General features: G+C 50.2%; 17 protein-coding genes. 15 read left to right on the top strand and 2 right to left on the bottom strand.

Annotated elements, in window-relative coordinates; all coding sequences use genetic code 11:
• Positions 1–3 precede the first annotated feature (3 nt).
• The 8 genes from NGM62_RS03080 to NGM62_RS03045 all read left to right on the top strand — a co-directional run bounded on the left by NGM62_RS03080 (position 4) and on the right by NGM62_RS03045 (position 9453).
• Positions 4–1392, top strand: a complete 1389-nt coding sequence (locus tag NGM62_RS03080) for a RagB/SusD family nutrient uptake outer membrane protein (RefSeq protein WP_262245728.1) — start codon at positions 4–6, stop codon at positions 1390–1392.
• A gap of 26 nt (positions 1393–1418) precedes the next feature.
• Complete coding sequence (locus tag NGM62_RS03075) at positions 1419–2633, top strand: TlpA family protein disulfide reductase (protein ID WP_262245727.1); 1215 nt, start codon at positions 1419–1421, stop codon at positions 2631–2633.
• Positions 2634–2758: 125 nt separating this feature from the next.
• Positions 2759–3214 carry a hypothetical protein gene (locus tag NGM62_RS03070; protein WP_262245726.1) on the top strand — a complete coding sequence of 152 codons (456 nt, stop codon included), beginning with the start codon at positions 2759–2761 and terminating at the stop codon, positions 3212–3214.
• Positions 3133–3690 (top strand): CHAP domain-containing protein, encoded by a 558-nt coding sequence (locus NGM62_RS03065; RefSeq protein WP_262245725.1) that lies wholly within the window; start codon positions 3133–3135, stop codon positions 3688–3690. The genes NGM62_RS03070 and NGM62_RS03065 overlap by 82 nt, the downstream gene beginning before the upstream one ends.
• 65 nt (positions 3691–3755) lie before the next feature.
• Positions 3756–4391: a fibronectin type III domain-containing protein gene (locus NGM62_RS03060; protein WP_262245724.1), complete on the top strand. Its 636-nt coding sequence runs from the start codon at positions 3756–3758 to the stop codon at positions 4389–4391.
• Between the two features lie 11 nt (positions 4392–4402).
• Positions 4403–4909: a hypothetical protein gene (locus NGM62_RS03055; protein ID WP_262245723.1), complete on the top strand. Its 507-nt coding sequence runs from the start codon at positions 4403–4405 to the stop codon at positions 4907–4909.
• 233 nt (positions 4910–5142) lie between these two features.
• Positions 5143–5994, top strand: coding sequence for a fumarylacetoacetate hydrolase family protein (locus NGM62_RS03050; RefSeq protein ID WP_262245722.1), 852 nt, complete (start codon positions 5143–5145; stop codon positions 5992–5994).
• 18 nt (positions 5995–6012) lie between these two features.
• Entirely contained in the window at positions 6013–9453 is a 3441-nt protein-coding gene (locus tag NGM62_RS03045) for a pyruvate carboxylase (RefSeq protein WP_262245721.1), read from the top strand.
• A gap of 213 nt (positions 9454–9666) precedes the next feature.
• On the opposite strand, the gene NGM62_RS03040 is transcribed toward NGM62_RS03045, so the two are convergent.
• Complete coding sequence (locus tag NGM62_RS03040) at positions 9667–10542, bottom strand: AraC family transcriptional regulator (protein WP_262245720.1); 876 nt, start codon at positions 10540–10542, stop codon at positions 9667–9669.
• A 175-nt stretch (positions 10543–10717) separates the two neighbouring features.
• Entirely contained in the window at positions 10718–10918 is a 201-nt protein-coding gene (locus tag NGM62_RS03035; RefSeq protein WP_262245719.1) for a hypothetical protein, read from the bottom strand.
• Between the two features lie 128 nt (positions 10919–11046).
• Between NGM62_RS03035 and NGM62_RS03030 the strand changes: the two genes are divergently transcribed.
• From NGM62_RS03030 to NGM62_RS03000, 7 genes are all read left to right on the top strand, one after another.
• Complete coding sequence (locus tag NGM62_RS03030) at positions 11047–12675, top strand: acyl-CoA carboxylase subunit beta (RefSeq protein ID WP_262245860.1); 1629 nt, start codon at positions 11047–11049, stop codon at positions 12673–12675.
• A gap of 123 nt (positions 12676–12798) precedes the next feature.
• Entirely contained in the window at positions 12799–14148 is a 1350-nt protein-coding gene (locus NGM62_RS03025; RefSeq protein ID WP_262245718.1) for an acyl-CoA dehydrogenase family protein, read from the top strand.
• 84 nt (positions 14149–14232) lie between these two features.
• Entirely contained in the window at positions 14233–14667 is a 435-nt protein-coding gene (locus NGM62_RS03020; RefSeq protein ID WP_262245717.1) for an RrF2 family transcriptional regulator, read from the top strand.
• An 87-nt stretch (positions 14668–14754) separates the two neighbouring features.
• Positions 14755–16887, top strand: a complete 2133-nt coding sequence (locus tag NGM62_RS03015; protein ID WP_262245716.1) for a cbb3-type cytochrome c oxidase subunit I — start codon at positions 14755–14757, stop codon at positions 16885–16887.
• 39 nt (positions 16888–16926) lie between these two features.
• On the top strand, positions 16927–17931 hold the full coding sequence (locus tag NGM62_RS03010) for a cytochrome c (protein WP_262245715.1): 1005 nt from the start codon (positions 16927–16929) through the stop codon (positions 17929–17931).
• Positions 17932–17954: 23 nt separating this feature from the next.
• A complete protein-coding gene (locus tag NGM62_RS03005) occupies positions 17955–18230 on the top strand; it encodes a hypothetical protein (protein ID WP_262245714.1) in 276 nt (91 codons plus the stop codon).
• Between the two features lie 2 nt (positions 18231–18232).
• Positions 18233–18634: a cytochrome C gene (locus NGM62_RS03000; protein WP_262245713.1), complete on the top strand. Its 402-nt coding sequence runs from the start codon at positions 18233–18235 to the stop codon at positions 18632–18634.
• The last annotated feature ends 65 nt before the right edge of the window (positions 18635–18699 follow it).

The following is an 18699-nucleotide window of genomic DNA, read 5'->3' as shown; positions in this document are numbered from 1 at the left end:
ATAATGAATAGCTTAAATAGAAAGAAAAATAAAGTAGTAGCTATCCGAAGTGTACTTGTCGCGATCGTAATCACGCTGGGTGGCTGCGAATCGTACCTTGCAGTGGATATGCCACATAATCAGCTCGTGCCGGAAGCGGTATTTCAGGATGATGCGCTGGCAAATGGAGCGGTGGCGGCTATCTACCAGGATATCATGGTGTCCCGAACTAGCCACTTTGCGAATGGGGGCGATAATAGCGTAACGGCCTTGACGGACGTGGCTGCCGGGGTATTGTTGTATAACCTGAATAGTGCCAATGTAGGTGAATTCGCTGCGCGAAATTGGTTGCCCGACAATGACGCGGTGAATACCCTCTGGGCGAGCGCATATAAAACGATTTTTCAAGCCAATGAGGTGTTGGATGGGTTAGCGACATACGGGGGCGTAACGGCCGCATTGGCTTCGCAATTGCGCGGGGAAGCGCTGTTTATGCGGGCTTTCTGTCACCATCAACTGGTGCAGTTGTTCGGCGGGGTACCGTTGGTGCTTACGAGCGATTACCGGGTAACGCAGCAGTTGCCCCGGTCCGCCCCACAGGTGGTTTATGATCACGTGGAGAACGATCTGAAAGAAGCGGTCGACCTGTTGCCAGGGGATTATAGTCATGCGCTGGATGAGCGGGTACGGCCCAATCGCTGGGCAGCCCAACTGCTGTTGGCGAGGGTATACGCCTACCAGCAACGGTGGGCGGAAGCGGGAGATGCGGCGGCTGCGGTAATCGGGCAAACCGGATGGTATGATTTAGTGCCAATTGAAGAGGTGTACCTAAAAAATAACCATGAAGCTATCTGGCAACTATTCGTATTGGAAAATTCGCGGGCTTCGCACGAGGGAGCACAGGCGCTTCCGAATGACGCATTAACCACGCCACCCCGGTATAGTTATGCCGCGGAGGTGCTGGACGCGCTGGAACCAGCAGACCTGCGCCTGCGGGAATGGGTAGGCAGTTATACCATGCCCAATGGGGTCGATGTTTATAATTATGTTGCCAAGTATAAAATCCGGCAGAGCCCTATGGGCGAACGACCAGATGAATACAGTATGGTATTGCGCCTAACGGAGGCTTACCTGCTCCGGGCAGAAGCGCGGCTAAAGCAGGGCGACGTGGGTGGCGCGATAGCCGACGTGAATGCGGTGCGCGAGGCACATAGCGGATTAGAACCACTGGCGGGATTAGAAGCTGGCGCAGTAATGGACGTCATTGAGCGGGAGCGGCTCATTGAGTTTACCTACGAGTGGGGTCATCGCTGGGCAGATTTGAAACGCTGGGGACGCAACGACCTATTATTGCCCATCCCGCAGCGAGAACTCGAAGCGAACCCATTTTTGATACAAAATCCGGACTATTGACAAAAGACTATTAAATGAAAAATTTGATGCTAATACTTGTAGGCCTAATGATGACGGGTCTACTTACTGCTCAGGAGCCGCAACTGGAAGTAGGGGAGAAGGTTCCCCCTTTGGAAGTGGCCGAATGGTTGCACGGGGGACCGGTGACCTCCTTTGAGCCTAATATGTTGTATCTGGTAGAGTTTACGCACTTGGCCTGTAAGCCCTGTCGGGAAGCGATCCCGCATCTCACAGATTTGCAGAAGAAATATGCCGGTTATCTGGAGGTAGTAAGTATATACACCTATTACCCACGTGATAAGCGAACGGAAGCGGCATATCGTAGTGCGATCTTAACACTGAAAGAAAACATGGGAGACCGTATGGAATATACCATAGCACTCGATACGCGCGATCGATCCGTCAACCTATCGTGGGGAGGCATTCCGGCGTTTCCAGTTCTTTATCTTATAGACAGCAAGGGAAGATTGGTATGGCAAGGATCGGGTGATTTTGCTGCCTTAGATTATGTAGTGCAGCAATCAATGGGCGGCCATACGCAGACCGGCGAATTGCAGCGGCGTCAGGAGCGTTTTGAAGAGGCTTATAGCGACAACATAGACAATCAAAAAAAACGACCCCTAAACGAAACTTTGGCCCACGCCGACTCGCTGATTGTAGCTTTCCCCGAACGGCGGGATTTTGGGCTTCGCCTGAAATTCTATGCCTATCTCAAGCACGATCGGGAGAAGGCAAATCATTTCCTGCGTACCACGCAGGCACAATACCAGCACTGGACATTTGCCTCTGAGATTTTTGATTACGACCCGTATCTAGGCCTTGAACCTGAGCTTGCCTTGGAAAACATCTATCGAGAAATACGAGATAATAGGGACAGCACCACGGTTGCTAACTTGAATTTTAAGAAGGCGTTTTTACTCGTGTGGTATGGCCGTTATGCGGAAGCCTTGACACTACTTCGCGATGTCGAGGTATCTCGCTATTCATTGGGGAAAATGTCACCTGTTCTAAGGGAAATGTCAAACGGATGGCGTCATGTAGCATTATTTGGTTTGATGAAATCCCAAGGAGAGGCTGCTGCTACCTATTGGCTCACATATTACACTAAACATAATGAATTGCCCTATTTCGCAACGACAACTATTATGCGGGTATTTAAAGAAAAACTAGAACCGGAACAGCGGCAACTATTGCAGATTTACCTGAAAAAGCAATTGGAACAACGGCTGAAAGCACCGTAACTGTCCGCCATCTATCCACTTCTTCCGTTTTCCGTCCACGTTGTCCGCGGATTTTGAGCGGCTAGTGGTGGAGTCTATGTTTGCCGTAACAAAAAAATTAAACGCTTATGTTACAGCAAACAATAATGAACAGACACCTGCGGCTGGAGAAGCCGGCAAGCCAACCGGCAGAGCGCCGGCTGCGCAAGGTGGACGATGCGGAGGACTATGTGGATTTCCTCCATGAACAAGCGGTACGCCCCGAACCGCGGCTTTTCCCTTGGCCGCTCGTAGGCGTACCGCTTTTATTGATTTTATTCCTATACCTCGGGCCGCTACTATGGTGGCTCGATACAACAGCGGCCGTACCCGATATCGGCGTGCTCAGCATCATTGTGCTGGCTGCGCTTGCTGTCGGTTTCTTTTGGCTCATGGCTGCTTGGCTGGTATGGGTATTCTTTAAACGCCTCGCGGGATTCGACCGCGCGGATTTCCGCTCATCTTTTAACGTATTGAAACCATGGAAGCAAATTGGGTATTACCTGCTGCTCTTGCTATCGCTCTTCTGGGGCTTGGTAGTAGCGTTGGTAGCGTTAGTGTGATGATTAGCCGCCAGACGTTGGAGCCAGGAGCGGAAATAGTGCGTGATGGGCTGCCTGCCGTTTACCGTGCTGAGATCGGCGTGCAGGAAGCGGCCGGTAACAATGATGGTCCGCGAGTAGGGCAGTACCTGCATTACTGCGGCTTGGGCGAAGGCTACGAGTGGTGTGCGGCATTCGTAAGCTGGTGCTATGGCCAGGCCGGATATACCGAGCCGCGGAATGCGTGGGCGGCAGCGCTTTTTCCATCTCAAAATATTATTTGGACGAACGCGCCGCGATTGAGAAACCAAGAACCAAAGGCAGGTGACGTATTCGGCATTTACGTCGCTTCCAAAAAGCGGATTGCCCATTGTGGCTTCGTGGATGAGTGGGATGGGAAGTGGGTGATTACTGTGGAAGGTAATGTGAACAATGCCGTGGTGCGTAAGCGGCGATGGATAAAAACGATTCGCGCGGTATCGCGATGGGCCAATTGACCGAGTGAACTAGCGAATAAATGAGTAGCAAAAAAGCAAAAAGCAAATAACAAAAACGCAAAAAAATGAAAAAAAGAATAGCCAGGAGTGGCTTTAAACACATGAAAGACCAGGAATTATTGACCTTTGGCTATACCGTGCACGCGGCGATGGATGGGAATGCATACTTTGCAACCCCCGATCCCGATCTCGCTACGGTGCTGACGGCGACCGATGATTTCCGTGAAAAAATGGAAATGGCGAACCGAAAGGGAAGCCCGCTGGACTTTAGCCTGAAAAACGACAGCCGTGAGGTGTTGATCGAGCTATTGAGACAGCTTGCTTTTTATGTAAACAAGACCGCCGACGGTGCATTGTCTGTAATTTTGAGCAGCGGCTTCCGCCCGGTTGCCCTGCCTACCAAATCGGTGCCGCCCCAAACGCCGCTGTGGGTGACATTGACCGACTACCGGCAAAAAGGACAAGCTAGGCTCGACTTTGAAGCTGTGGATAATGTGCGCCTCTATGAGTATCAATATACCGACGAGGTGGACGCGAACGGCCAGTTGGTATGGCCTGTGGAAATATTGGATACGCCCCGGAGCAACATCAACGTGTTGGCACCCCTGCAAAAAGGGGTGGAGTACTATGTACGCGTACGGGCCAAGAACGGCGTGGGCGCGAGCGACTGGACGGAGCCGGTAAGTATCCTGGCCCGATGACAGCTGGGACGATGGAGGCGATAAAGGTTATGGTGCGCATAGTGGCCATATTGATTGGTCTGCTGGCCGGTTGCGCTACGCGGAAGCAGTCGACCAACGAACGGACGGCGTTGCATACCCGCGTAGGGCAGACGGCTAAACAGGAAAGGCGGTTGCGTCGGCTTGAGCAGACGAGCTCGGCCAGCATCCGGCTGGAATATGCGAGTAACGTGGCAGAGATCATCCCCGTAGGCACCTTCCGGTTGAGTGTCGATAGCGGCTACGTGGGGCAGGCCGAACGGGTGGTCATCCACCGGAATAGCGGGAGAATAGCGGCGGCCGAGTCAGACGTAGCGATTGCTGTTGTGGATAGCTCGGCAGCCTTGGCGGCAACGCGTGAACATACCGCCGTACAACGGGATACGCGTATGAAGCAGCAGGAGGCTGATGTTTCGCCGCTACTGAAAATTCCCTGGTGGGTGTGGCTGGGGGTCGTTTGTGGCGTTATTTATCTCGTATGGCGTCTGTGGAAGCGATAAGCATGCCTATTTGATGGTACAACGAACCCTGGCTTCGGCCGGGGTTTGTTGTTTTTAATGCTCACGCAAACCGGCGTGCGCATCGGGGAATGCTGCACGGCTACGTTATCAAATCTTATCGAAATAGCATCTTATATTGCCGTTATAGGGCTACACGAGGTGGGCTTATTTACTTTTGGGAATTGGCGCGTAACAAGATAAAAAAATAGGCAACGATATAAGTTTACATCATTATGAGACTAATCCGTTTTGGTAACCCGGGGGCGGAGCGTCCGGGTATTTTGGACGAACACAACACGAGAAGGGACGTTTCTGACCGCTTTAAAGATTGGGACCGGAATTTTTTCAGTAACGGCGGCATGGAGAAACTGCGCGAATTCCTGGCTATCAACCCGCGGCCAACTGCGGTGAACCAAAAGGAGCGCTGGGCAGCACCCATTGCCCGCCCGGGAAAAGTTATCTGTATCGGGTTGAACTATTCAGATCATGCCCGGGAATCGAACATGGCGATTCCAGAAGAACCGATTGTTTTTCAGAAAGGATCGAACACCGTTGTGGACCCCTATGATTCGATTATCATTCCGCGTGGCAGCGAGAAAACAGACTGGGAAGTGGAACTGGGCGTGGTAATAGGCAAAGAGGCGCGCTACCTGCAAACCAAAGAGGAAGCAAAAGACTATATCTTAGGATACTGCGTTGTCAACGACGTATCCGAACGCGCTTTCCAGCTGGAACGTGATGGGCAGTGGACAAAGGGGAAATCATGCGATAACTTTAGCCCTACGGGACCTTGGCTGCTTACTGCGGATGAGGTGCCGGATGTCCATAGCCTTCGCCTGCAACTCTGCGTAAATGGGCAGGTAATGCAGGATGGGAATACCAAAAACCTGATTTTCGATGTGTACCATATTATCCATTACCTGTCGCAGTTCATGACACTCGAAGCTGGAGACCTGGTCCTGACAGGTACACCCGCCGGCGTTGGTCTGGGAATGAAGCCACCACATTACCTGAAAGTGGGCGACGTGGTGGAACTACGTGTGGATGGACTCGGAGAGCAGAAGCAGGTTTGTGAACAAGCATAACCTTATAGGTAAAACGATATGGACATAAAAAAAGTACTCATCGCCAACCGCGGCGAGATTGCTATCCGGATTAGCCGTGCGTGTAATGAATTGGGTGTTGGAACGGTAGCCATATATACTTTTGAAGACCGGTACTCGCTACACCGATACAAGGCTGACGAAGCTTACCAGATTGGGTTAGATAGCGAACCACTTAAGCCGTATCTGGATATTGATGCGATTGTCGCTATTGCCCGGAATTGTGGTGCGGATGCTATTCATCCCGGGTATGGTTTCTTATCTGAAAATGCGGGTTTCGCCCGCCGATGTACAGAAGAAGGGATTGTCTTTATAGGCCCGTCACCAGAAGTGATGGATATGCTTGGGGATAAGGTGCGGGCTAAATCGGCGGCGCAAGAGGCCGGGGTGCCTACAATTGGCAGTAGTCTCGAAACGTTGGATGTTGTTGAGAAAGCGCTATCTGAAGCCTGGCGCATCGGCTATCCGTTGATGCTCAAAGCCGCGGCAGGAGGCGGTGGGAGAGGAATGCGGGTGATACGTAATGACAGTGAATTGAACATTGCATTTGCGAGCGCGAAGAACGAGGCGTTGAACGCCTTTGGCGACGGCACGGTTTTCTTGGAAAAATATATAGAAAATCCGCGACATATCGAAGTGCAGGTGGTGGGCGATCATCATGGAAACGTGACGCACCTTTACGAACGCGACTGCTCGGTGCAGCGTCGGTTCCAAAAGGTGGTGGAAGTAGCCCCGGCGGCGAACCTGCGTGCTGAAACCCGCGAGAAACTATATGCTTATGCCGTAGCCATCGCCAGAGCGGCGGGGTATGACAATGTAGGTACCGTGGAGTTTTTGGTGGATGCTGATGGACAGGTATATTTCATTGAGGTGAATCCACGTATTCAGGTAGAACACACCGTGACGGAAATGGTGACTGGTATTGACTTGGTAAAAACGCAACTGTACATCGCTTCCGGATACAAACTGTCCGACCAGCAAGTGGGGTTGGGCGAACAGAACGACATCCCACTCAATGGGTTTGCCATACAATGCCGCATCACGACGGAAGATCCGTCAGACGGTTTTAAGCCCGATTACGGCACAATCATTACCTACCGCAATGCAGCTGGTTTCGGTGTGCGGTTGGATGAAGGCAGCGCTTATCCGGGAATGAAGGTGAGCCCATTCTTTGATTCGATGTTGGTGAAAGTCAGCACTCACGGCAATACACTGGCAGAAGCCGCTAAACGGATGGACCGGGCATTGCGGGAGTTCCGTATCCGTGGTGTGAAAAATAACATTGGATTTCTGGAGAACTTGGTAACCCACCCCCTCTTTTTATCGGGAGAGGCCACGGTGGGGTTTATCGCTACACATCCGGAACTGTTTAAGTCTACAGGTAAGCAAGATCGTGGTACCAAGTTGCTGGCCTTTCTCGGGGATATCTCGGTAAACGGGAACCGCGATACCAAAGGGGCGGTACGGCCGTCGAAACTGGACCAACCGGTGATACCTACCGTCGACGAACAGGTGCGCTCCCCGAAAGGAACCAAAGATCGACTGACCGAGTCCGGCCCAGACGGATTATGCCAGTGGCTAGTGAATGATCAGCGAATACACTATACCGATACGACCCTGCGCGATGCGCATCAATCGTTGCTTGCTACCAGAGTCCGCACATTTGACATGTTAAAAGTCGCCTCCGGGTTCGCGAAAGCGCACCCCCAGACATTCAGCATGGAAGTGTGGGGTGGGGCAACTTTTGACGTATGCCTACGCTTCCAGTTGGAAGATCCTTGGAAACGGTTGGCAAAATTGCGCGAAGCGATTCCTAATGTCCTGCTGCAGATGCTTATTCGCGGGTGTAATGGCGTAGGGTACGCCGCATATCCAGATAACCTCATCGAAGCATTCGTGGAAAAGAGTTGGGAAACAGGCGTGGATGTATTTCGCATTTTCGATTCACTCAATTGGATGGAAAATATTGCTCCCTGCATCGAAATGGTTCGGAAACGTACGGAGGGCATTGCCGAGGGGACTTTATGCTATACCGGCGATATCTTGAACGTGAAGCGTACGAAATATGATCTCAAGTATTACTTGCGAATGGCGAAGGATCTGGAGAACGCCGGAGCCCACATGTTGGGCATCAAAGACATGTCTGGTTTGTTGAAGCCGTATGCCGCATCGGAACTCATAACGGCATTGAAGGATGCGGTAAAAATACCCATTCACCTCCATACGCATGATACGTCGTCTCTGCAGACAGCTACCTATCTGAAGGCTATTGAGGCGGGAGTCGATGTGGTCGACTGTGCATTAGGGGCGCTATCTGGCTTAACTTCCCAACCCAATTTCAATGCGGTTGTAGAGATGATGCGTTTCCATGAACGGGAAAATCCTTTTGACATTGGCAGTCTGAATGCATATAGCGACTATTGGGAAGCCGTGCGGACTTATTACAGCCCTTTCGAATCGGGGATGCAAGCTGGATCGGCCGAGGTGTTCAGTCATGAGATACCCGGGGGGCAATACTCCAACTTGAAGCAACAGGCAAATGCACTTGGTTTGGGCGATCGAATAGATGCGATTAAACGCAGTTATGCAGAAGCGAACCGATTGTTTGGCGATATTGTCAAAGTAACGCCAAGCTCTAAGGTGGTTGGTGATATGGCCCAATACATGGTGGCAAACAACCTAACCGGGGAAGATGTATTACAACGGGGTGGTAGCCTTTCGTTCCCCGATTCGGTAGTGTCCTTTTTCCGCGGAGACATCGGTCAACCCGAAGGTGGTTTTCCAGTTAAATTACAACGGATGGTATTGAAAGAACAAGGCGCCTATTCCGACCGCCCCAACAAACACCTGCCGTTGCTGGATCTCGATTTGGATTTCAAACGCTTCCGAAGGGAATATGGGGAAGATCTTACCTTTACGGATTACCTGAGTTATCAGTTTTACCCGAAAGTATTTATAGACTATTTAACTGCTTATCGAAAATACGGTGATGTTTCTGTGGTGCCCACGCAGTATTTCCTCTATGGTATGAAACCCGGCGAAGAAACGACCGTAGAGCTTGTAAAGGGAAAAACACTGCTGGTGAAGTTGGTATCTATCGGTCCACCAGATGTTGACGGTAATCGTACGGTATTCTTCAAATTAAATGGACAGACACGTAATCTGGAAATACGCGATGGGCAATCGGAGGTTGTGCGGAAAGAAAATAGAAAAGCGGATGCTTCCAACCTCCGGCACGTGGGCTCACCGTTGCAAGGAATGTTGACCGCGGTGTTTGTGGCCGTCGGCGATGTAGTAGCGGTAAATCAGCCACTCTTTGTTATTGAAGCAATGAAGATGGAAACTACCGTTACGGCTGCTGTGGCGGGTACGGTAAAGAGGGTTGAGCTGGAGGCAGGCACCCTGGTCAATACCGACGATATAGTGTTGGAATTAACCTAAATGGTAAATGGGATATTCCGCTGTACCACATCGCAATCAGTCAATATTTTCAAACATACTTTAATATTGCCTACATAATGTAATAAAGTTCAAGTATGTTTGGTTTTTATTGCACGTTTGCATGAATATAACCGCTGTTATCCTTGCGGGATAACTATCGAAAGTTTTTTGAGAGCGATGAAAACATTGGTGTGGAGTGTGGGTTTTTAATGTTCACGCAGAAGCCGGGATAAGCATTTTCCGGTATTCGCTGGGTGACATGCCTTTTAGCCGCTTGAACTGCCTATTGAAGTTGGCGAGGTTGTTGAACCCGCATTCATAGGCAATGGTAACCACGTTGTCATCGCTATCGGCAAGCAGCTTGCAAACGTGGCCGATACGGATGGTGTTGAGGTATTCAACGAACGTCATCCGGTAATGCTCCTTGAAGAAGTTGCAAAACGTGGTGATGGCCATGCTGGCTTCGGAAGCGACCTCGTTTAGTGTAATATCGCGGTGGTAATTGCGTAGGATGTAATCCGTGATTTTACTGAACCGATCGGAATAGTAGCCCTGCGTGTGCTGCATGTAGGTGGGGCTGGCCAGTGGCTCATACTCCGTGCTGTGGGCCAGGATATCAAACATGGCGAAAAGCGACGACAATCGGCTCAGACCGCTCTCACCGATCATACCATTCATCCGGCTGTTGATTTCGTTTTTGGTCTTCCCGGTAATCACCAACCCACGCTTGGATAAATCCAATATCTTTTTAAGGGGCTCTAATTCGGGTAAGGAAAGGAAGTTCTCACCAAGGAAATCCTCAACGAAGTGGACAACCACGGCATCCGCCTCCTGTTGCGCTTTGCCCTCTAGGTAGGTGGCGTCGTTGACCCATACATGCGGGAGGGAAGGGCCCATGAATACCAAATCACCCTCATTGAAGTGGCCGATATGGTCGCCCACCATGCGCCTACCGGTACTTTTGTTGACCAGTACAAACTCATATTCGGGATGGTAATGCCAGGGGCAGGGGAAATACGTGCCACGCTCGGTAAACACGATGAACGACTTGTCAAACTCCTTGGGCAACCTGTATTCTACTGCTTTCATAATGCGGGTGTATTACGTTAGTAATGCTAACTTACCGATTTTATGCATATAAAGCAAGAGATTGGTGGCTTGATTGTAAAATAGTATCAATAAAATGGATATCGGTATTAAGTCCAAAGAAAAAGGGGCTCCGCCAACCGGCGGAGCCCCTTTTCTAATTTCTCAATCCGATTAATTAGTTTACCAACGAATCCAACGAGTCGATCGCAGCGTCACCGAGTGAATCGATAGAATCGGTGGTAGCGTCAACTTGTGCTTCGATTTCAGTTGCCAACGAATCGGCAGTGTCTTCGCTCTCAGAAGTTGTGGTGTTGCAAGCAGCGAAAGCTACAGCAGCGAACAAACCTAAAAAACCGAATTTGAATGCATTTTTCATGTTAATTTCCTTTTTGATGTTTAAAACAAACCTGTTTAATTACGTTTTAATACCACTTGAGCCAAAAGGTAACCCAAAAAAGTAAAAAAGTACCGAGATAAAAAAAATGCCGTATCTTGTGAACCATGATAAACCTTGAGTTTAACCAAAATGAGGATGTGAACAAGCAAGCGTTGGCGGCACTTAAGCACCGGTTGAAGAACGTGTACCAAGGAGGTGGCGCCAAGGCAGCGGAAAAGCAGAAAGCCAAAGGGAAAATGCTGGCACGCGAGCGGATCAACCACTTGCTTGATGCCGAACGGCCCTGGCTCGAAATCGGTGCCACGGCTGCCGAGGGCATGTATGCCGAACATGGGGGGTGCCCATCGGCCGGCGTGGTCGCGGGTATCGGTTATGTGGCCGGCCGCCAGTGTGTGGTGGTGGCCAACGACGCGACCGTAAAGGCAGGAGCGTGGTTCCCGATGACGGCCAAGAAGAACCTGCGTGCACAGGAGATTGCCATGGAAAACCGGCTGCCAATCATTTACCTGGTAGACTCCGCAGGCGTGTACCTGCCCATGCAGGATGAGATTTTTCCCGATAAGGAACATTTCGGACGCATTTTCCGCAACAATGCGCGCATGAGCAGTGAGGGAATTGTGCAATTGGCGGCCATCATGGGGTCGTGCGTGGCCGGTGGTGCCTATTTACCGATCATGAGCGACGAAGCCATGATCGTGGACGGCACCGGATCGGTGTTCCTGGCAGGCTCCTATCTCGTTAAATCGGCCATCGGTGAGTCGGTGGACAACGAAACGCTGGGGGGCGCAACTACCCATTGTGAAATATCGGGCGTAACCGACTACAAACAACCGGATGATAAAACGTGTTTGGAAGCCATCCGCAGCATCATGGACAAGCTCGGCAAGCCGAAAGACGCCGGGTTTGACCGGATAAAGCCAGCTGCCCCGAAATTGGACGAACGGGAAATCTACGGCATATTGCCCGCCTCGCGCGAGAAACCGTACGACATGGATGAAATCATCCGCCGGCTGCTGGATGATTCCGACTTTGAAGAATATAAGGCCGGCTACGGCCAAAGCATCATCTGCGGCCTGGGCCGCGTAGAGGGGTGGGCCGTAGGTGTGGTAGCCAACCAGCGAAAAGTGGTGAAAAGCAAGAAAGGGGAGATGCAGTTTGGCGGTGTCATCTATTCGGACGCTGCGGACAAGGCCACCCGTTTCATCATGAATTGTAACCAAAAGAAAATACCGCTGGTCTTCCTGCAGGATGTAACGGGGTTTATGGTAGGGAGCCGGGCTGAGCAGGGCGGTATCATCAAAGATGGCGCTAAGATGGTCAACGCGGTAGCCAATTCCGTGGTGCCCAAATTTACCATCGTTATCGGAAACTCATACGGGGCGGGCAACTACGCCATGTGCGGGAAAGCATACGATCCGCGGCTTATTTTTGCTTGGCCCTCGGCCAAGATCGCGGTAATGGGGGGCAGCCAAGCGGCGAAGACCTTGCTCCAAATCCAGACTGTATCGTTAATGAATGCCGGAGCCGAGGTCGATCAGCAGCAACAGGAAGCGCTGCTTAAGGAAATAACCGAGCGGTATGATCAACAGACAACGCCTTACTACGCCGCGGCACGCCTGTGGGTAGATGGGATCATCGATCCGTTGGATACCCGGAAAGTCATTTCGATGGGAATCGAAGCAGCCAACCAGGCACCGATTGAAAGGCCTTTCAACGTGGGGGTGATACAGACTTGAGACTTGAGATTTGAGACACTAGACACTAGACATTAGACATTAGACACTAGACATTAGACATTAGACACTAGACACTGGACAACAGACACTAGATTTAGGCAAACGGCAAAAAAACAAAAAATTATGTTTTCGAGAATCAAAAAGGCATACCAGTTGTTTAAGCGCATTGATTTCGAGCAACTGGATAAGTTATCCCAGAAGGTAAACCTGCCAAGAGTGATGGATGCATTTTCCAAGTTGGACGACAACCAGTTCAACGCACTGATGAGAATGCTCCGGGGCGGACAGCCCAAGCGCGAATTGCCACCCATCAATGGTGACTTCTACGAGCTGCACATGCGGCTCAGCGAGGAAGACCGCGCACTGCAACTGAAGGTGCGTGAGTTTATGGAGCGGGAGATACGTCCACTGGTAAACCACTATTGGTTGCGTGATGAGTTTCCATTTGAGATTATCCCGAAGTTGGCTGAGCTGAATATCTGTGGCCTTACCTATGATGGCTACGGCTGTGCCGGTAAATCATCGTTGATGGAGGGGATTATTGCCATGGAGATTGCTCGGGTAGATGCATCGGTGGCCACGTTCTTCGGGGTGCAGAGTGGCTTGGCCATGGGGTCGATATACCTTTGCGGTTCCGATGCGCAGAAGCAGGAATGGTTGCCCGCTATGCAGCAGATGAAACTGATCGGTGCCTTCGGCCTCACTGAGCCCGAGGTGGGATCGGGTGCCGCCGGCGGACTTACCGTTACGGCCCGTAAAACGGAAAATGGCTGGTTGCTCAATGGCCAGAAGAAGTGGATAGGGAATGCCACATTTGCTGACGTAACCGTCATCTGGGCAAAAGACTTGGCCGACGGGGAGGTGAAAGGGTTCCTAGTGCGCAAAGGTACCCCCGGTTTTGAAGTAGAGAAGATAAAGGGAAAGATGGCCCTGCGGATTGTGCAGAATGGTTTGATTACGATGACGGATTGCCTGGTAGAGGAAAGTGACCGGTTGCAGCATGCCAATTCGTTCAAAGATACTAGTAAAGTCCTTCAGCTTACCCGCGCTGGTGTGGCTTGGATGGCGGTAGGGTGTGCTAGGGGAGCTTACGAAAATGCCCTCGATTATACCCGTAAACGTAAACAATTTGGTAAGCCTATCGCATCGTTCCAATTGATTCAAAACCATTTGGTAGAGATGCTGTCTAACCTTACCGCTATGCAAACATTGGTATATCGCTTATCTGAATTGCAGGATAACGGTATGCTGCGCGATGAACACGCATCGCTCGCGAAAGTGTTTTGTACACTACGCACCCGCGATATTGTAAGCCAAGCCAGGGAGGTGATGGGCGGTAACGGTATTTTATTGGAATATGATGTTGCGCGCTTCCTCGCTGATGCGGAAGCGATTTATTCGTACGAAGGAACGAAAGAAATCAATTCGCTGATTGTAGGCCGGTCAATCACCGGATTCAGCGCGTTTGTATGAGGTTCCATCACGTAAAAAATAAAAAAAGAGTTTTTTATCTTTTATTTCATTGTTTTGTATATTTGCCCGCAATCTAAGTAGAAGATGTTTTCAAAAACATGTGAATATGCGATTAGAGCGATGATTTTTATCGCCAAGCGTTCCAAGGAAGGGGAGAAAGCTGGTATCAAGGAAATTAGTAAGGAGATAGATTCACCGGAATCATTCATCGCAAAGATATTACAGGATTTGAGCCGCAAAGGGTTAGTGCTCTCCACGAAGGGTCCCAACGGTGGTTTTTTCTTGAATGAAGAGCAGCTTGAAAGCTCTTTGGCCACGATAGTAAAATCGGTGGATGGCGAGAAAATATTTTATGGTTGTGGACTGGGGTTGAAACAATGTTCTGAAGTGAAGCCATGCCCCATCCACTACCAATTCAAGGTTATTCGTGAAGAAATGCGGAATATGCTTGAAAATGCAAAGCTCGGTTCATTCACTGAGGAGTTGGACAGCAAGTTGACATTCCTTAGGCGAGATTAAACGGCGACGGGAAGGTTTCTTATAGTTAGCCGTGTATATATAGAGGATAAAAAGGTATTAATATAGTTAGGTTTGGGTATGGTTAAGATGTCATCATTAGTTACATGCATTGTTTTATTGGTGCTGTTTCCGGTATTCCTCTTTGCACAGGGGGAGATGCGCCCGTTCTCGTTTACGTTTAATCGTACGGAGGTGATTATTTTGATTTCACTGGTGGCAGTGGTCGTTATTCTACTGTTTTCGATATGGCTATTGCATCGTATCGAAAACATTAAACGAATAGCTGACCGCCGGAATGCAGTTGGACGATCGGGGTATAGCAAGTACCTCCAGCAATTGGATACCCACCAACTCGGCCGATTGATCGCAATCGTCCGCGAACGGCACAAAAAGCATACAGCCTCGGGCGACGATTCCTTGCGGAAAGCAACACTTGTCCTTTTATTGTCGTCACTCAGTTTGATGTCATGGGCACAGCCTGCCGGCAATGGTCAGGGCGAATCCCTTTTGGGTCAGGCGGGTATTATCATTACTATAGTGCTGCTGCTTATACCGATTCTCGTGGGTTTTGTGATCATGGTCGGCAAGGCCTCACGCGTGCTGAAGCGGTACCGAAAGAAGATGGATATGGCAGAGGCCGACGAACTGGCGGCGTACCTGCGTGAGGTAGATAGTGAGGCTGCCGAACGTGAATTGGTAGAAAGGAAGAAAGCTCTGGACTTCAAGCTTACGAATAATGAGTTGTCGGGATCTGAAAAGCCTACCGATCATCTGGGAGTAATCAGGCTCCGCGAAAGTTCAGGGTTACCTTTTGTTGCCGTGAAGAAAAAAGCACAACCACGGCCCAATATCGATCCGCAACTTACCAAACTGATCGTATGGTATCTAATAGCTGCTACTTTTTGGTTACTTTTCGGGACCACTGTAGGCCAATATTTAGGCATCAAGTTTGTCGCGCCCGATGCCGACCAAGTGAGTTGGCTAAGTTTCGGGCGCTTACGTCCGGTGCATACCAATGCGGTATTCTGGGGATGGGCCTCACTGGCCATGATAGGCTTGGGATATTATGTTGTGCCCCGTGTAAGTAACGTGGCGATAGCCAGTTTGAAAATGGGGTGGTACTCGTTTTACCTCATCAATGCGGCAGTGATATTAGGCTCATTGTCGTTGATGGCTGGTATTAATAATGGCGGAGGCGAGTATCGGGAGTATATCTGGCCCATCATGCTGTTGTTTGGCATCGGTCTGGTACTCACATTAATCAATTACCTCAAGACCGTTGCAAGAAGAAAGACCCATGAAATCTATATTTCCAACTGGTACATTATTTCGGCCGTGATTTTTGCCTTGGTGATATCCATCGTGGCGTATATCCCGTGGTGGCAAAATGGTCTGGGCGAAACAATCGTGCAGGGGTACTACATGCACCAAGGGGTAGGCATGTGGTTTATGCTGTTTATGCTGGGTGTAGTGTATTATTTCCTGCCGCAGCAGTTGAATAGGCCTATTTATTCATATAGCTTGGGTATCTTGGCCTTCTGGACACAGATCCTTTTTTACACACTTATAGGTACCCACCATTTCGTCTTTAGTGCCATACCTTGGTGGCTGCAAACGGTGGCCATTGTAGGTAGCATGGGGATGGTTATCCCCGTCGCGGCCGGTACTGCCAACTTTTTGCTGACTTTCAAAGGCGGTTGGTATAAGATTAAAGACAGCTATACGCTTCCGTTTTTTCTCATCGGTATCATCTTTTATTTTACCGGATCGCTACAGGGTACTGCCGAGGCATTCAGATATACCAATCTATTGTGGCACTTTACCGATTTTACGGTAGCACACTCGCACCTTACCATGTATGGTATCATCAGCTTCTTCCTATGGGCGGCAATCTATGCATTAGTACCAAGGCTGACCGGCCGTGAGGCACCCCAGTCTACCGTGGGTGCGCACTTCTGGATGGCATTGATCGGGCTGATGTTTTACACCGTGCCGTTGATGTATGGCAGCACACTGAAGGGCCTGATGTGGATGGATGGCAAACCATTCATTGAAAGTGTGACGTTTATGATGCCTTATTGGCTCTGGCGGGCAATAGGTGGCAGCTTAATGTGGTTGTCACACCTGTTTTTTGCATATAATATGTACAGAATGCTATCGGTGGATAGAGAGACACTCGATATCAGGGAGACGGCAATCCAGCATGCCAAACAGGATTAATTCAGCGACTTGACAGACAGCATAATACTCCAATAGAAGATGGAATTTTTTAATGATCATAGAAAGCTTTTTACTGCGGCATTTTTGTTGTTCTTTGTGCTGACATTGTTCGTAGCCATCCTTCCAGCGCTACACAACCAGCAGAAAAACGCACCCCTGCCGGGGTATGAGCCGCTGAGTGAGGCGGCTGAGAAGGGAAAATCGATTTTTATTGCCAACGGCTGCGTGGCCTGCCATACCCAGCAGGTGCGTAATGTGGATATGGATAGGCCTTGGGGTAAACGGCCAAGCGTAGCGGCCGATTATGCCGGTATCAAACGTACCGACGTATGGCGGAACACCGCCACGCTGATGGGGACTGAACGTACGGGCCCCGACCTCACCGACGTGGGTAACAGACAGCCCAGCTTGGAGTGGAACCTGGTACACCTCTACAACCCACGCATCGTGGTAGAAGCCTCGGTAATGCCGGCATATCCCTGGCTGTTTGAGTACAAGGCATTTCCCGCAGACAGTGATGTGGTGGTGAATGTGCCCGATGCGTACCTTAAGCCCGGAAAGGGCAAGGTGGTTGCTACGGAAGAAGCCTTGCAATTGGTAGCCTACTTACAATCGCTCAAGCAAGTGCCGCTGCCCGATGGAAGGCCAACGCCGGAGTTTCTCTATGCCAGGGAGAAAGCTAAAGCTGAAGGGGGAGAAGATGCCGGCGGACTAGATGGCGGACTACTGTATGCAACCCATTGCCAAGCTTGCCACCAAGCCAACGGCCAGGGCCTGCCCGGTGCGTTCCCCTCGCTCACCGAAAGCACCGTGGTAAACGGGGACGACCTGGAGCTGTATGTGGATATTATCATGAACGGTTATGATGCACGGCCCGAATTTGCGGCAATGCCCGGTATCGGTACCATGATGGAGCTTACTCCTGCGGAGGTAACTGCTATCATTAACCACGAAAGGACAAGCTGGGGCAATTCTGGTGCACAGGTAACCGAGGATGAGATTAAAGAAATTATGGATTTTCTGGCACAAGGTGCCAGCGAATAATATAAACGATCATGTTACAAAAGATGAAACGTAGTAATCTGAAGGCAACAGCCTTGACCTTGCTGCTATTAGTGGCCGCAACTGCCGGGTGGGCATGTCCCGTATGTGAAAAACAACAGCCTAAGGTACTGCGCGGAGTTGCCCATGGTGCCGGGCCCGACAATAACTGGGATTACCTCATTGTTGGAGTGATAACGGTGATTGTACTGGTTACACTGTATTACTCCATGAAGTGGCTGGTGAGGCCCGGGGAAGATACGCCCGACCACATCAAACGGAATATATTAGACCTTGATTGATTATGGAAGGTAAAAGTAAGATACGCATTTTTCTCGATGATCATCCGCAACCCATTGCGGAGGTGATGTCGCCGATCAATTTCGAATTGGATACCAGAAAGCTGGTAGACGGCCCTCATACGCTGAAAATCGTAGGGAAAGACCCTACAGGCAAGGAAGGTATCCGGGTCATCCCGTTCGTTGTACGAAATGGGCCGGCAATTGATGTGGAAGGAATAACCGAAGATGCCGTAGTGGATGGGGTAATCCCCATCATGATCAATGCATATGGCAAAGGCAACCGATCGTTCCTCATCGAGGGTAGCGAAACGCCGCAGAGTATCCCTTCGTGGGTATGGGTACTGATCATCGCGTTTACAGGCTGGGCGCTGTATTACCTCTTCCGCTATTTCGCTATGCCCTAAACCACTTTGGCATGCCCCAAGTGGGGGCATGCCAAAGTTTGATTAATTGTAACCTATATAGTTGC

Source organism: Parapedobacter soli, from assembly GCF_025460835.1.
GTDB lineage: Bacteria > Bacteroidota > Bacteroidia > Sphingobacteriales > Sphingobacteriaceae > Parapedobacter > Parapedobacter soli.
This window is presented reverse-complemented; position numbering and strand designations above follow the sequence as displayed.